This is a genomic window from Gilliamella sp. ESL0232 (genome assembly GCF_013346885.1).
In the GTDB taxonomy this organism is placed as follows: Bacteria; Pseudomonadota; Gammaproteobacteria; order Enterobacterales; family Orbaceae; genus Gilliamella; species Gilliamella bombi.
The window spans coordinates 150807-166477 of the sequence record NZ_JAAEDW010000001.1 but is presented as its reverse complement, the minus strand read 5'-3'; the positions used below and the strand labels follow the sequence as shown (position 1 = coordinate 166477).

Annotated in this window: 12 protein-coding genes and 1 riboswitch; of the genes, 1 reads left to right on the top strand and 11 read right to left on the bottom strand. The window is 33.8% G+C overall.

All coding sequences use genetic code 11. The features are described from left to right. Position 1: 1 nt before the first annotated feature. From thiB to rnm, 6 genes are all read right to left on the bottom strand, one after another. The gene (thiB, locus tag GYW75_RS00680) at positions 2–997 is read right to left on the bottom strand and encodes a thiamine ABC transporter substrate binding subunit (RefSeq protein ID WP_085165243.1); all 996 of its coding nucleotides are present in this window, start codon (positions 995–997) and stop codon (positions 2–4) included. Positions 998–1037: 40 nt separating this feature from the next. Then, a riboswitch (TPP riboswitch) is annotated at positions 1038–1146 on the bottom strand. Positions 1147–1370: 224 nt separating this feature from the next. Next, positions 1371–2306: a hypothetical protein gene (locus GYW75_RS00675; RefSeq protein WP_143422084.1), complete on the bottom strand. Its 936-nt coding sequence runs from the start codon at positions 2304–2306 to the stop codon at positions 1371–1373. Between the two features lie 497 nt (positions 2307–2803). Next, a complete protein-coding gene (locus tag GYW75_RS00670) occupies positions 2804–4192 on the bottom strand; it encodes a hypothetical protein (protein WP_174798080.1) in 1389 nt (462 codons plus the stop codon). 275 nt (positions 4193–4467) lie between these two features. Further along, complete coding sequence (gene rluB / locus GYW75_RS00665) at positions 4468–5472, bottom strand: 23S rRNA pseudouridine(2605) synthase RluB (RefSeq protein WP_174798079.1); 1005 nt, start codon at positions 5470–5472, stop codon at positions 4468–4470. An 80-nt stretch (positions 5473–5552) separates the two neighbouring features. Further along, the gene (locus GYW75_RS00660; RefSeq protein ID WP_174798078.1) at positions 5553–6173 is read right to left on the bottom strand and encodes an L-threonylcarbamoyladenylate synthase; all 621 of its coding nucleotides are present in this window, start codon (positions 6171–6173) and stop codon (positions 5553–5555) included. A gap of 109 nt (positions 6174–6282) precedes the next feature. Continuing rightward, a complete protein-coding gene (rnm, locus tag GYW75_RS00655) occupies positions 6283–7116 on the bottom strand; it encodes an RNase RNM (protein WP_174798077.1) in 834 nt (277 codons plus the stop codon). 70 nt (positions 7117–7186) lie between these two features. On the opposite strand from rnm, the gene rraB reads away from it, so the two are divergent. Further along, positions 7187–7582 carry a ribonuclease E inhibitor RraB gene (gene rraB / locus GYW75_RS00650; RefSeq protein ID WP_174798076.1) on the top strand — a complete coding sequence of 132 codons (396 nt, stop codon included), beginning with the start codon at positions 7187–7189 and terminating at the stop codon, positions 7580–7582. Positions 7583–7653: 71 nt separating this feature from the next. On the opposite strand, the gene GYW75_RS00645 is transcribed toward rraB, so the two are convergent. From GYW75_RS00645 to prfA, 5 genes are all read right to left on the bottom strand, one after another. Continuing rightward, positions 7654–10332, bottom strand: coding sequence for a beta-N-acetylhexosaminidase (locus GYW75_RS00645; protein ID WP_174798075.1), 2679 nt, complete (start codon positions 10330–10332; stop codon positions 7654–7656). Positions 10333–10341: 9 nt separating this feature from the next. Next, complete coding sequence (locus GYW75_RS00640) at positions 10342–11679, bottom strand: OprD family outer membrane porin (protein WP_446719034.1); 1338 nt, start codon at positions 11677–11679, stop codon at positions 10342–10344. Between the two features lie 874 nt (positions 11680–12553). Further along, a complete protein-coding gene (kdsA, locus tag GYW75_RS00635; RefSeq protein ID WP_065560258.1) occupies positions 12554–13408 on the bottom strand; it encodes a 3-deoxy-8-phosphooctulonate synthase in 855 nt (284 codons plus the stop codon). A gap of 16 nt (positions 13409–13424) precedes the next feature. After that, a complete protein-coding gene (gene prmC / locus GYW75_RS00630) occupies positions 13425–14261 on the bottom strand; it encodes a peptide chain release factor N(5)-glutamine methyltransferase (protein WP_034909809.1) in 837 nt (278 codons plus the stop codon). Further along, positions 14258–15343, bottom strand: a complete 1086-nt coding sequence (gene prfA / locus GYW75_RS00625) for a peptide chain release factor 1 (protein WP_065607402.1) — start codon at positions 15341–15343, stop codon at positions 14258–14260. Before prfA ends, prmC begins: the two co-directional genes overlap by 4 nt. Positions 15344–15671 lie beyond the last annotated feature (328 nt).

The following is a 15671-nucleotide window of genomic DNA, read 5'->3' as shown; positions in this document are numbered from 1 at the left end:
ACTATTTACTAATGGTGGATTTCCATTCACGCACCCAGCTCTTTTGATTATTTTTAACTTGCTTAGCATCAAACTCGAGTGCTTTATTGACTGGTTTAATTTGCTGAAAAGCTTCAGGCAACGTTATATTAATAATCGGATACATGAAATTTTTTTCAGCAAATTGACGTTGTACATCAGGCGTTAATAAATATTGTAAAAAAGCACGTGCCAATTCGGGATGCTGACTATACTTAGTAATACCCGCAACTTCGACTTGGCGATAATGCCCTTCGTCAAAAATAGCAGCAGCATAACGATGATCATTATCATTCATAATATGTGCAACTGGCGAAGTGCTATAACTAAGCACAAAATCAGCTTCGCCTTTTAAAAATAGGCCATAAGCTTCACCCCAGCCTTTGGTCACTGTCACAGTATTTTTTGCTATTTTCTGCCATGCAGATGCGGCATCATCACCATATATATTTTTCACCCAAAATAATAAACCTAACCCAGGAGTACTGGTTCGTGGGTCTTGATAGATAATTTTCCAGTTGACTTTATTATCTACTAACTCATGCATGCTGTGTGGTGGATTACTGATTTTTTGTTGATCATAAATAAAAGCGAAATAACCAAAATCATAGGGCATAAAATCACTATCCCACCAGTTGGTATTTAAATTATCTGGTTTATTGATTTGATGAGGTATAACTATTTTGGCTTGTTTTGCCTGTTCTAAAAGATTGTTGTCTAATCCTAAAATTACATCGGCATTAGTTCTATCACCTTCAAGTCGCATTCGATTTAAAACCGCTACTCCATCGCCTAATGTAACAATCTCAAGTTCACAGTTACACTGTGCTTCAAACCCTTTCTCAATTGCTTTTCCTGGTCCCCATTCTGAAATAAAGGAATTATAACTATAAACAGTTAAGGTTGGTTTTACGTTGGCAGCATTTGCCATAAAAGGTACCGAAAATACCAAAGATAATAACAATTTTTTACAAAACATTTTGCCTCCAAAATAGCAAATAAAAGACAAAAGGTTTGAGCAAGTGCAATAACTCAAATCCCTCCGCTGGCATGATCCAGTTCAGGTTCGGCGGGTTATGTTATCCTATCTAACATTCTCAGCCCTTTAGGGCACCCCGTTGAGAACATCAATTAGTTTAGAGGTTAGTATGAAGATTGTAAACATCAGAAGTGATAAAAATTTAATGTAGGAACAACTCACTTTATTTATGAAGCTTTAAAAAATGGCTATAAAGAATATACATGAAAACAAAACTAACGCCTTATCACTGACGAAAGATATGGCGCTTATATTATAAAGAAGATGTAACTATTACCGATTCGGTTAAACATTTACCTTTACTTAAATTAGTTTATTGAGTAATAAAAAAATTAAGTTGATTAGTTTCATCGAATGCCCCCTCAAGTTCTCTTGTAGCGAACTGATAGCTTTGATTTGAATCTCCTGCTTTCGTACATTCTGTTATGATGGCATGTTTCGTGTGAAAAGTTTCAGACGATGTTAACTGTTTGTATAACAATGCCAAATCTTTACCTGTCAGAGTAAAAAGCTTATTCCAATCATTTAACTGCGTTTCAACAAATTCGCGACCTTTCTTACAAGTAATAGCATCTAGCTGAATATTTGGTATAGTATATTTTTTAAGCTCAGAAAATTTAGGATGTTCATTTATAAAATCAACTTTTTCATTAAGCCCTTCTGCTTTTAAAGCTTCAATAAAGCCATCTTCTCGGAATAATTTGATTTTTCGAGATTGAAATTGCCCTTTCCCTCGTAAAGTTACTTCATCTGGATAAGGTTCATCTACTGAATAATCCCAAAAATCTTTTTGACGCTCAATAAAAACATCATTAATAACTTTAACTGGTAGTTCAAGCTCTTGCTGTTCACCTTTAATAATTACTGGAACTGAATTTAAATATTTAGCTATCAACTTATCGTAAGTTTCATCACTCACATTTGAAGTTGTATAGAAAGTTGTTAATAAATAATAATTACTTTGAGTAGGATTAATTAATCCTGAACTATTAGTTGTTGAAGGTTTAGCTATAAAATTTAATGATTGATTACCGTAAGACAGTGTATGCTTACCGTATTCAAATGTATAATTCACACTTGATTTTGCTGGAATGGTTAATTCATTTCCATCAATAATCACTTTTATTTCATTTGGTGTTGGATTATCAATCATACGATCAACAGAGCTAGACGAAGTGGTATCTGAACCAAAACAACCGACCAATGTTATGCTGCAAACTAGCAACAAAGAGTATTTTATTTTTTTCATCGCATTAATTTTTTTTGTAAAGTTTTTAAAAGAAACCATATTTTATCATGAATTTGATAAAACAACTATTTTAGCTATCACTTCAATAATTGAATTGAAAAAGTATGGAGTTGATGTTCTGATAAACCAAACATCGTTTTATTTTAGATGAAATTTAGTACTGATATAGCAACTTTTTAATTGTAGGAATTTCTAGTGTTGTTTACAGTAATTAATACTATAAACATTGCGAGAAATCATGCATCAACAAGGATTCAAGTTTCATTTAGCCGAAAACCGTGTTTACTAATCAACGCTGCCCCAAACAAACACATTTTTAATTTTTGACTAGATATGATCTAATCCATCCCGTACTTCTTTATATTGGACGAATTAAAGCAACTCCGCAAATAAATAAAAACATTCAATTTACTCATTGGACACTCATTTATAAAAATGAGCACCAATGAGTAAGTAGTCTTTATTTAGTTAAATTTTAGTTATGACATTTATAGTAATTATAGATATGATAAATCCCGAACCATATCTTCAATATATACTTTTAATTCTGTTAATTGCTGGTCTTTTGCCGCTCGAAGCAAGCTATCTTTGGTTTGCAATGTTCCTTTACTGTAATTATGTAAATTTGATGGCACATTGCCAGAGTAGATATAATCATGTTTTGCTGACGTTTGTACAATGTTAAATGATTTACTGTAACTATAGATTCCATGAGCCTCAATTTCAGTGGTTAAGGTTAATTTATTGCTGTGAGTCACAGTTTGTAAATTAAACTGCTGATCTTTATAGGTTTTAACTTGCTTTTTATTACCATTTTCGTCAGCGAATTCAATAAATTTATCAAATATTTTTTCGGTTTTGGTTTCATTGTTAACTGATTTACCAAGATCAGAAAATTCAACATTTGTCGTTACACGGATCGTGACATCTGCTTGTCCTGGTTGGTAGATAACAAATTCTATAAAGTCTTTACTTAATAGATCTGTTACATAAGATTTTAATTCTGAAGAATTATAATAAACTTTTATTTTCCCTTCTCTTTTATATTTATCTGCTTGGAAATCTGCATCGCGAAACGCTCCGTATTGGCGATAAGCCGAAGCAGCTGAAGCGTAATATTGGGCAACTTCTCGAAATTGATAACGACGTGTTGCTGTTCTGGCTAATTGTTGTGCTTGTTCATAAGCATTTTCTGCTTGTTGAGTACAGTGTTTTCTATCATTCTCAATAGAAAGTTTGTCACTATCTTTGTACTTGCCAAGAGGCTGATATACTTCCGAGGCATTATTAAATGCATCCGCAGCAGCTTTATAATTACCTTGCTGTGCTAACATTTTTCCTTGGTCATAATAATCTTTAGCAGCAAGTTGCATATATTTTTTATTTGCATTGTTATACAAACTTTCAATGTTTTTATAGTTGTATTGCTCAAATCCTTTTTTGTATAAATCGGCTTTTATTCTATAACTTTTACTATCGGTTCCTATGATTGAATTACCATAGTCATAGTACTCTTTTGCGATACTCTCTTGTAATTTAGTAAAATCATATTTATTATCAAAAAAACTGATTTCTTGGCTATAAAAGCGATCACTTAATCGCAGTTTCATTGCTAATAAATTTTGGTAGCATTCTATTCGTTTGGCATAATCCTGATTATTGGCATTTGATAAAGTTGTTTCATAATGTTGCATAACGTTATTGACGATATTTTGTAGTCGTTGTACGTCTTTTTGACCTAATTTTGCAGTACCCTTATCCTCAATACTATCCGCCAATAAGTTGATGCTTTCTAAATATTTTCCTTCTTTATAAGCTTCTTCTGCTGTACGTGTATGACAAGCGGCTAATAAGAACATAAAAAAAACAGCTATAATTATACGCATAATTTTCCTTTCAATTCATTTTAGTTTATTTTTTTGCTTGTTCATCTTGTTATTAAGATGAAAACTGTTTAAATATAGCTTGATTAATAAGCTAGTTGGTGAGTCTATTATAAATTAGTTCTAATTTATTAACTTTTTTTGCTAAAAATTGATTAACTAGTTACTCATTATTATTGGGTGACAAGTCAGTTTATTTGAAATAGGAAAGGTGTGAATTATATTTTATGCTGGTACCCTTAAATAGCTAAACAAACTATTTAAGGGCAGGGTAAAGGTTATTTTCGAGTTGCTTTTTGAGTTACTCTTTGCCGTGTTGTTTTAGTCTGTTGATTAAGTTTGACTCGTTTAGGTCTTACTATTCTTTTGTCAGAAGAAGAACTTGTGGTGAAACTTTTAGATTCAGGTGGCAAACCGACTAGTTCACGTAAGTAATTGACTGAGTCAATACCAAGTTCTAGCCAAGTTCCGCGTGATAATCCTTTGGGTAAAGTGATATTGCCATAGCGAATGCGTAGCAATCGACTAACTTGCACATCAATAGCTTCCCACATTCTACGAACTTCCCGATTACGGCCTTCTGTTATAACTACATTAAACCATTGGTTAATTCCATCACCACCTTGTGCTTTAATTGATTGAAATGAGGCTGGGCCATCTTCTAGTTGCACCCCTTTACGAAGTTGGTTAATTTGTTGATCAGCCACATTACCAAATACTCGCACTGCATATTCACGCTCAATCTCGTGCCGTGGATGCATTAATCGATTAGCTAATTCACCATCAGTTGTGAATAATAATAAGCCCGATGTATTGATATCAAGTCTGCCAATGTTCACCCAACGAGCATTTTTTAATCTAGGTAAACGCTCAAAAACCGTCGCCCGTCCTTGAGGATCATTCCGTGAACAAATTTCACCTTCTGGTTTATAATAAGCTAGTACTCGGCAAACTTCTTTTTCTTTACTTCTAAGCTGAACTAAATGTCCATTGATACGAATTTTAGGGTTTGCATTTACATCAACTCGATCACCTAATGAGGCAATTTTACCATCTACACTGATTTTACCGCCCACAATCATTGCTTCAATCTCTCGGCGTGATCCATTACCTAAATTAGCTAATACTTTTTGGAGTTTTTCAGTATTATCATGTGCCGATGTTTTGCGTGTAATAGCTGGTACTTTTGAGGTTTTTGGTTTTTCGTAGAGTTGCTTTTCCTTTGCTTTAACGCTATTTGTCTTTTTGCCAAGTTGTGGGAATGCTAATTTGCTATTTTTCATAAAATCCTCGCTGTTACCTTCTCAGGTATCAATTTTCTATTAACTATATTGTCGATATATTGACAATAAAAAATGAACATTTATTCGAATGGCTTAGTATCTCCACTCCCTTTACGAATAATTGTTGGATAGTCATTAGTCAAGTCAATTACGCTGGTAGGTTGTTGACCTATATAACCACCGTGCACAATCGCATCAAGCTGATAACCTATTTTATCTTCTATTTCGTCGGGATCGGATTGCGCTTGGTCATCATTAGGTAAAATTAATGTCGCAGTCATTAATGGCTGCCCTAATAATTCGAGCAACGCTAAATCAATTTTATTATCAGGAATTCTTAGTCCAATTGTTTTGCGTTTTTCATTCATCAATCGACGGGGTACTTCTTTACTTGCCTGTAAAATAAAAACATATTTACCCGGGGTATTATTTTTTAGTAACCGAAAAGTTGCGTTATCGACAAAAGCATAACTAGATAGTTCAGAAAGATCACGGCACATCAAGGTAAAATTGTGATTTTTATCAAGTTGACGAATTTGACAAATTCGATCAACACCCGATTTATTGTCTAGTAAACAACCCAGTGAATATCCTGAATCGGTCGAAAAAGCTATAACACCACCATCATTTAATATGTTGACAACTTGATTTAATAATCGAGTTTGCGGATTATCTGGATGAATATAAAAAGTTTGACTCATAATTTTCTTCTATATCAATATTATTGTTAATCTGATTTGCATGATTAAATTTTATATCGTTAACCTTATAGTGAAGCACGAATATAAATCGATTTTAATCCAGATTTATTTAGAGTTTCCAATTATGCCAAATTGGTGTAACACTACCGGGTAGTGGGGTTGTTTTTCCTAAATCTAAATAGGTGTCAACACCATGAAAATCCGATCCTTGTGATGCCAATAGTTCAAATTCATTGGCTAATTTAGCTAATTTTTGTAAATCATCTTGCGTTTGCCTGCTTTGTGAAACTTCAATTGCATCACCACCACTAGATTTAAACTCACTTATTAATAATTTCAATTTAGTTAAAGTTAGATCATAGCGACTTGGATGCGCAAGTACTGCTTGTCCTCTTGCCGCATGAATGGCATTAACTGCATCTGAAATACTACACCATGTTGCAGGTACATAAGCATAACCACCTTTTCCTAAGTACGTTTTAAAGGCGCGTTTAATGTCTTTAACATAGCCGTTAGCAACTAAAAATCTTGCAAAATGAGCACGCGAAACAATGTCTCCTTTTGCAAAAGGTTGTGCTTGTTGATAAGCGTTTTCAATACTAACTTTAGCTAATTTATGGCTTATAGCCAACGCTCGATCGATTCTTCCTTGTTCTTGTGATGATAGCAGTGCTGTTAACTCAGGATGTGCAATATCAATATTTAACCCAACAATATGGATTTCGTTGTTTTTCCAAGAAGTTGATATTTCAACACCACAAGCTAATTTAATAGGTAAATTTTCGTTAGCAATCGTTTTTTGAGCTTCAGGTAAACCTTTAACGGTGTCATGATCGGTAATAGCCAAAATAGCAATTTGGTTATCCACAGCTCTTTTGACAAGATCGCTAGGTGTTAAAAGACCATCCGATGCCGTAGTATGTGAATGTAAATCAACGATCATTTTTTTCTCGAAAATTATTTTGAAACGTGTAATATACCACACAATTTGCATGACCACTAAAAGGTATATTATGAAAGATCAAATTCGCCTTGCTCAACAAGATACTAGCGCAATTATTGAGGAACTATTAGAAGATGGTAGCGATCCTCATGCACTTTATATCATTGAGCATCACATTTCATCACAAAATTTTGATAAATTAGAAAAAGTGGCAGTAGAAGCCTATAAATTAGGCTATGAAGCAACCGATCCCGATGAAGATATTGACAATGCAGGCAATGTTGTTATCGCTTTTGATATTGTTACCGAAAGCCCACTCAATGCCGAAATAATAAATGCACAAATTGCAGAAATCATCACACTTACTACCCAATTTGACGTCAATTATGATGGTTGGGGCACTTATTTTGAAGATGGGAATGATGACGATTTTGACGAAATGGAGCTAATGGAAACGCTTCATTAAATATCATCAACTCCCTTTCTTAGGCTTTATTCTTATCCGATAAACGGATAAGAATATTAGTGTTTTAAAGCTTAATTTAGCTTTTCTATACGACTTGTTCTTTTTTGATCTGATGAAATACTACGAATAGAGATAGTGTTATCTTTATTAATTGCCACTGGAACAGTATAAAGTTTCCAATTTTTTCCATTATTTGTTGAATATTCAATGTTTAATCCCGGAAATACAATATTGGCGTTTAATTTACCATTTACAATTTTTGCACCAGGGATAGGTAATCTATAATTTATACCCGCAAGATCAAGTTTAGCTAGCTCTCTTTGTCCAAGTAAATTAGCAAAGCGATTCCAATCATCATGTAACGCTTTGCTATCTACATAATGTGTTTCACCTTGTTGATATTGGCGATCTTTTTGATAAGCCATTTCCCAATCAGCTTGATGCCAAGCCCTTTCAGCAACCGCTAGTAAACGAGGAAAAGCCATATATTGCATTTTGTTATCACTACGGATATCTTCAGTCCAAATTTGTGCTGATAGCCCATAAGCACCTGACCAGTTCATAGTACCTTTAGCTGTAAATGGATTACCATCTCGGTCAACCGAAGTTTCAGCATTCTGAGGTAAATTATTCGGTGCAAAGCTAAATATTTTACGCTCATCATTAAAACGTGTTGCCCAATAGTAACCACTTTCTTTTGGATTCACTTCATATGGCATATCTAAATAAACATAGTCTGGATTAGAGATAATTACTTGATAACCTTTATTTGTCCATTCATTAACTGAATCAAATCCCCCCCAATATAATGTGTCCCAAAAGTTAACTGTGACTTTATCAACCACAAAAGATTTGGCATTTTCGGCATGTTTCATGCCATCTTGCCATGCTTGCATATGATTGATGCCATGCTCTTTAATAATGGTGCTGACTTGTTGGGCAAAATAGCTTGGTAGATGTTCAATATCTTTCACTTCGCCTTTTCTCACAAAAGTTTGACAAGCTTGTGATTTAGCCCATGGATGATCTTCAATACTTTGATCAATAGTACCTTTAATATTAGTTTTTTCTTTTGCTTGCAGATCTTGATAACCTGCACCTAAACGGATATTTTTAGCTTCATCACCACCAAAATGCCAAGTATTAAGCGGTTGCCCTGCTTCAATATGCATTTTTGCGATTTCATCGATAACTTTATTAACAAAGCGTTTAGATGAATCAAGACAAGGATTCAAATAGCTTAAGCGATTATAAAATTGTACCGTTGTGGTATTGGATGTATCGGTTGGATCAACTAAACGATACTCATTAGCTTGTTGCTCTTTTCCTTCATTCATTAGGCGTTTATAACGTGCTTCCATTGATACTATTGCAGCTCTGGCATGTGCAGGCATATCGATTTCAGGAATAACCTCGATAAAGCGTGCTTTTGCATATTTGACAATTTCAATGTAATCATTACGACTTAAAAATCCTGATCCACTTGTATTACTATCAGGTCCAGAACCTAATTGTGGTAATAAACAATTTTGCTCCGTGAGATCGTGACAGCGTTTACTACCGATATCGGTTAGCTCAGGTAATCCAGGAATTTGAATTCGCCAACCTTCATCGTCACTTAAGTGAAAATGAAATTTATTCATTTTATATTTTGCCATTTGATCTAATAAACTTAATATGGCTTGTTTAGATTTAAAATTACGCCCAATATCAAGCATAATTCCTCGATAAACAAAACGTGGCGAATCAATAGTATTTAGCATTGGTATTGAATTTGAATGATTTACGGGAATGATAGATAAAATGGATTGAATGGCATAAAAAATCCCTGCTTCATCATAAGCGGTGATTAATGTCTTATCATTTTTAATATCTAATTGATATGATCCTACTTTTCCTTGTTCGAATTGTTTAGGATCAATCGTTGCTTTTATTTGATAACCTTTTTCTGTCACAGCTATGTTTAATGCTTTAAATTGTGCCTTTAGAATAGCTAAACTATCTTGATTTAAACCATCAAGAATTAAATTAACGCCTTGCTGATCAATCGTAACATCCTCTTTACCTATTGTAAGTTTGCTTGGTGTTGGTAGAATTTGCCCTCGTAACGATGATTCAGATAATTTATTAATATCGGCGTTATATTCAAAACGGTTAGCAGGCGTCATTAAAATATTGTGATCATCAGCCGTTCTTTTCCATTGTTGTTTTATTGGTGCAACAAATGCCGATAAATTGTCAGAATCCGTGTTAGTGTTAGCAATAATTTTGGGTTTAGCATCACTTGAAGTTACATACCAACGTGGCATAACATCACTTTCACTTACAATCCAATATTCCCCAATAATTGGAATATTCACCGTTGTATTAGCAGGAAAACCAGTGAACTTTTCTGTTGGCTCGAGCTTATGTAAATCACCTGTAATATGGGTGATTTTAAACTGATCATTGTCTACAGCTAGAATCATTCTGATATTATCAAAATAGATAGCCCAATCTTTATTATTAATGGCTGTTCCAGTATTTTTAAGTGAAATCATTACGTTATTACAAGAAGCCCAATCAGCACCTAAAGCTGAACAGTTAACGCCATTTGCGTTTGCTTGATTGTCGACGACTTCATATTTAACATTAAGTTGAGAACTAATCAAATCAGCAATTTGTTGAGAAGCATGCACTGATTGAATCGCACATATATTTAACAAAGAAAGGATTGAAGTTGCTAATATCGTTGCCTTAATCTTTTTCATCTTTTTTACCTATTTTTGTTTAGCACTAAAAACAGTGAATGGAATTGTAACAATAAATTTAATGTCCCGTTCATCTTGAAAGATATTACCGTATCCACCACCCCAGCTCGGTATATTTGAATGGTTATTATATTTGGTATAGTGCAATTGGAAGGTTGTATCTTTTGCCCAACTTTCTTGCACGGTATAACCTAAATCAAAGTTATATGCAGATTCAATCAAACGCTGTTTTTGATTGTATTGACGATTAGTGCTAGGTTTTGCATCCCAACCATAGGCATAAGACGCACCTGTTTTCCAACCCGCTAAATAATGAGATAAGTGACTTAAATCATAAGTCACTTCAGCAAACACTGCTTTTTCACCATTAGCATTGAAGTCTGAGCGAGAATTCCACCATATATCTAAACGACCATTTGATGAAGCATAATCAGGTGTCATACGCTGTAAAAAGAATCCCTGTTCTCCATCAGCTTTAACCGAAACGCCTTCAAATCGTAGACCTATAGCACCAACTTGATAGCCTAATGTTGCTGCTTGCAACCACGCTAAGCCATCATATACATCTGTACCTTTATGAGATTGATCTTTAGCGCCATAAAATTGGTAGCTCATAATCATAGGATTATCAAATACTTCCATTTTATAAGATACTTTACCAAAAAATTGGTTCATATAATTTTGTGCTTGTCCAAATGCACTTTCTAATACTAAGTCATTTTTAAAGTCATACTTCAAACCGGCAGAATGTAAATAATCAATTTTTTTACCTTTTCCCCACTGTTTAAATTCATAAAGCCGTTTATACCAAGGTGCTTTATATTTATCACTCCACATATATGACATCGACAATGCTCCAGCGCTATCAAAATCAAGCGTTGAACCTATCTCAAACCCACGATAAGTACCCGGTAATAAACTCCAATGTGGCGCAAGTAATGTTTGTCCTGATGGCTGAATATAACCTGCTTTTATCCAAAATAATTCGTCAATTTTGAAATTTGCTTGTGCTTTATAAAAGCTCAATCCGCTGACATCTTTTTTCCAATCTTCAATCCAACGAGTATGTGATCCACTAAATCCAATTTCATTTGGATGACCATTACCGCCATTACTCACTTCCCAAGCACCATAACCACCGAGTTCAATAGCCAATCTATCGGCAATATAGCCTGATTTAAAATCCAAATTAGTATTGAATGAAGTGTGTCTTAGGTTTTTTTCATACTTATGTGTATCAATATCTTTGCGTTCACGATCTCGATTCCAAAAAAAGACATTACCAGTTAATGAAGCATCATCGAAAAAATGATTTTCATAGACGGCATCAACTGGAGTTACCCCCATTAAAACAGAAAAAGAAAAAATAAGTTTAGTTAAAAGATTTAATCGGTTAGTTATCATTTTTGCATTATAAATGTTCATATTTATTTTCCTAAAATAATGAAATTATGCTATTTAACTTACAGTAAAACTTATTAACATATGATTATTATTAATAAATTGAACTTCAAAGTAACTTTTATTTTAAATATTTGAAAACTAAGCTTTATTTAGGAACATATTTAAATTCAGATATGAGGTAAATATGTATTTTTATAATGCATAAACATATTTTATCTAGCAAATTAAACACTCTAAATCGTGATCATAATCACTAAAAAGATCGATTTTTATGCTAATTTTTAGATAAAAGTCACAACTTTTTTTATTGTAAAAAATAATATGACGGGCTTTTTTAGAGTTTTTTAAACTTATGACGGTATAGAATCCTGAATATTTTTTACAAAAATATCACCTAAAATATAAACCTTTGTATAAATATCCCATTGTAAATGACCAACCCACGTACAAAATTACGTTAGTATTAATCATTAAAGTCACATTATTTAATGTGTTATGACGATTTTAGAAGATGTTAATGAATATGTTCTAGATGAACGTTTGGTGTCAATATTTAGTCTATCACCAATTTTATTTATAATATCAACACGCTACCTATGATTTAGGATATGGCATTTTTTATGTATATTTATTACTGTGGTTGAAAAATTGAAAATTAAAAAGTAAGTAATTTCTAAAGATTAATAACGTAAAATGACCACATAACCAAATAAAAAAGAGAAATCACATTTGGTTTCTCTTTTTTATTAATATGCTAAAAATACCGTTTACTTTATAATAAATAACGTTTTTTTAATTGTAGCTAATAATTAAACTCTTAATGTTCAGTATCAATTTCATCAAAACTTTTTACTAGTTCATCAATGGCTTTCATCTGTTTTAAGAAAGGTTCCAATTTTGCTAGTGGTAATGCTGACGGTCCATCACATTTTGCATGACTTGGATCTGGGTGGGATTCTAAAAATAACCCAGCAATACCAACAGCCATGCCCGAGCGTGCAAGTTCAGTTACTTGGCCACGACGTCCACCTGATGCTGCTCCCATAGGATCACGGCATTGGAGAGCATGAGTAACATCAAAAATAACTGGTGACCCTTTGCTTGCTTTTTTCATAATGTTAAAACCAAGCATATCAACCACTAAGTTGTCATAACCAAAACAGCTACCACGATCACAAAGGATGATTTGATTGTTACCAGCCTCTTCAAATTTTTCAACAATATTACCCATCTGCCCTGGACTAACAAATTGTGGTTTTTTGACATTAATTACTGCGCCTGTTTTAGCCATTGCAACAACTAAATCAGTTTGTCTTGCTAAAAAGGCAGGTAATTGAATTACATCAACCACATCAGCAACGGGTTGACATTGTGCTTCAGTATGTACATCAGTAATAATTTTAACGCCAAATTGTTGTTTAAGCTCTTGGAATATTTTTAGCCCTTCTTCTAATCCTGGTCCACGATAGGAATGAATTGATGAGCGATTTGCTTTATCAAAAGAGGCTTTAAAAATATAAGGAATATTTAGTTTATTGGTAACGGTGACATAATGTTCACAGATTTTCATCGCCAAATCACGAGATTCAAGCACATTCATACCACCAAATAGTACAAAGGGTAGATCATTAGCGACAGTAATGTCACCAATGTTTACTTTTTTTTGCTGCATCATAAAATTTTCCTAGTTAAGGTTTAAACCAGCGACCAAGGGTAACTCTATCATTACCACTGTAGTCGGTGAAGGTTTCTACTAATTGAAATCCGTGTTGTTTAAAAACAGTTTGCACTGCCTCACCTTGTTTCCAACCATGTTCTATTAGTAACCACCCATATTGGTTTAAGTGCTTAGTTGCACCTTGTACAATTAGTTTAATATCAGCTAAACCATCATCTTCAGAAACCAATGCGCTTCTTGGTTCGTAGCGTACATCGCCTTGGGATAAGTGGATGTCTGTTGGCTCAATATAAGGAGGGTTACTGACAATCATTGAAAACTTTCTATTCTTTATTGGCTTGTACCAATCACCTTGTAAAAAATAAACATTATTCACCCCAATTTGGGCAGCATTTTTTTGAGCTAAGATTAGGGCATCTTTATTTTTTTCAATTGCGGTAAATAAACAGTCTTGACGTTCGGTTGCCATTGCAATAACTATCGCGCCTGTTCCCGTGCCAAGATCCAATACTTCACAAGGCACTTTAGGAAGGTACTCTAAACCTAATTCAACTAATTTTTCGGTATCTGGTCTAGGTATTAAAGTGGCATTAGAAACATTAAACTTTAAAGACCAAAACTCTTTTTCGCCAGTTATATAAGCGATAGGCTCACCATTTTTCCTGCGTTCTAAACATTCAGATAAAGCAATCAATTCATCATCAGTTAGCAATGTTTCACTGAACGCCATTAAAAATGTCCGCGTTTTTTGCGTAACAAAACTCAGTAAAATTTCAGCATCTCGCTTTGGGCTTTCACTATCTGTTAAGGTTTGAGAGGCACTTTTAAGCCATTGTAAGTATGTCATTCATCTTGTTCCGATAAAGCTGCTAGTTGATCGGCCTGATATTCCTGCACAATCGGATCGATTAGCATCTCTAATTTTCCTTCCATGACTTCGTCTAAACGGTAAAGCGTTAAATTAATTCGATGATCGGTTACTCGACCTTGTGGATAATTATATGTTCTGATTCTATCTGAACGATCGCCTGAACCTAATAGATTTCGACGTGTTGAAGCCTCTTCTTGTTGGCGCTTACGTAGTTCTGCATCTTGAATTCTTGCGGCTAAAACTGACATTGCTTTGGCTCTGTTTTTATGTTGCGATCGCTCATCTTGACATTCAACAACGATGCCCGTAGGAATGTGGGTAATACGAATAGCAGAATCTGTTGTATTAACATGCTGACCACCTGCGCCAGATGAACGATAGGTATCAATTTTTAAATCAGCTGGGTTGATTTCAGGCATTTCTGCTTCAGGGACTTCCGGTAAAACAGCAACGGTACAAGCAGATGTATGAATACGACCTTGAGATTCTGTTTCTGGCACACGCTGGACTCGGTGTCCACCCGATTCAAATTTTAAATTACCATAAACACCATCCCCACTAACTAACATAATAACTTCTTTATAGCCACCATGTTCACCATCATTTGCACTCATAATCTCAACACGCCAATTTTGTGATTCGGCAAATCTTGTATACATTCGAGCTAAGTCGCCAGCAAAAATAGCCGCTTCATCACCTCCAGTTCCTGCTCTAACTTCAACAAAACAATTATAATCATCATTAGGATCTTTAGGTAATAGTAAAACTTGTAGTTGCTTTTCTTGTTCTTCAACTCGACTTAATGCTTCGTTTAACTCCTCTTGTGCCATTTCACTCATTTCAGGATCAGATAGCATCATTTTAGCTGTCTCGATATCCTCTTGAGTTTGCTTCCAATCAGAAAAACACTTAACCACCCCTGTTAATTGTGAATATTCTTTAGATAAAGTGCGAAAGCGATTTTGATCCGCAATAACCGAAGCATCAGACAATAATGCTTGAACTTCTTCATAACGCTCTTGTAGCATTTCTAATTTGTTGATAATTGAAGATTTCATAAAAATATATATTAGATGATATAAATTAATTAAATTTGTGGGGCATTATATACTTAATCACTTTTAAAATACAGTTTGAGCTAGTTATCAGGTATATATCGCGTAATTACATAAATAATGTATAGCAAATCGATTGAATAAATGAAATATTATATGTAAATAACCAATATATTAGAAACTTAATATTAGGTTATTTGTTGCACTATCGTTTTTTCATATTTAAATTCTATTTTGATCATAAAAAATTTTCTACTTGTGAGTGTATTTTTTAGAAAGAGTTAAAAGATAATTAATTATTATTTAAACTTAACACTAACTTTTTTTGACC

Bases quoted from the DNA above. Each gene is read 5' to 3' on its own strand.
- thiB (WP_085165243.1), bottom strand. From the start codon at position 997: ATGTTTTGTAAAAAATTGTTATTATCTTTGGTATTTTCGGTACCTTTT.
- rraB (WP_174798076.1), top strand. From the start codon at position 7,187: ATGAAAGATCAAATTCGCCTTGCTCAACAAGATACTAGCGCAATTATT.
- prfA (WP_065607402.1), bottom strand. From the start codon at position 15,343: ATGAAATCTTCAATTATCAACAAATTAGAAATGCTACAAGAGCGTTAT.
- kdsA (WP_065560258.1), bottom strand. From the start codon at position 13,408: ATGCAGCAAAAAAAAGTAAACATTGGTGACATTACTGTCGCTAATGAT.
- GYW75_RS00660 (WP_174798078.1), bottom strand. From the start codon at position 6,173: ATGAGTCAAACTTTTTATATTCATCCAGATAATCCGCAAACTCGATTA.
- GYW75_RS00670 (WP_174798080.1), bottom strand. From the start codon at position 4,192: ATGCGTATAATTATAGCTGTTTTTTTTATGTTCTTATTAGCCGCTTGT.
- GYW75_RS00675 (WP_143422084.1), bottom strand. From the start codon at position 2,306: ATGAAAAAAATAAAATACTCTTTGTTGCTAGTTTGCAGCATAACATTG.
- rnm (WP_174798077.1), bottom strand. From the start codon at position 7,116: ATGATCGTTGATTTACATTCACATACTACGGCATCGGATGGTCTTTTA.
- GYW75_RS00645 (WP_174798075.1), bottom strand. From the start codon at position 10,332: ATGAAAAAGATTAAGGCAACGATATTAGCAACTTCAATCCTTTCTTTG.
- rluB (WP_174798079.1), bottom strand. From the start codon at position 5,472: ATGAAAAATAGCAAATTAGCATTCCCACAACTTGGCAAAAAGACAAAT.
- GYW75_RS00640 (WP_446719034.1), bottom strand. From the start codon at position 11,679: ATGGGGGTAACTCCAGTTGATGCCGTCTATGAAAATCATTTTTTCGAT.
- prmC (WP_034909809.1), bottom strand. From the start codon at position 14,261: ATGACATACTTACAATGGCTTAAAAGTGCCTCTCAAACCTTAACAGAT.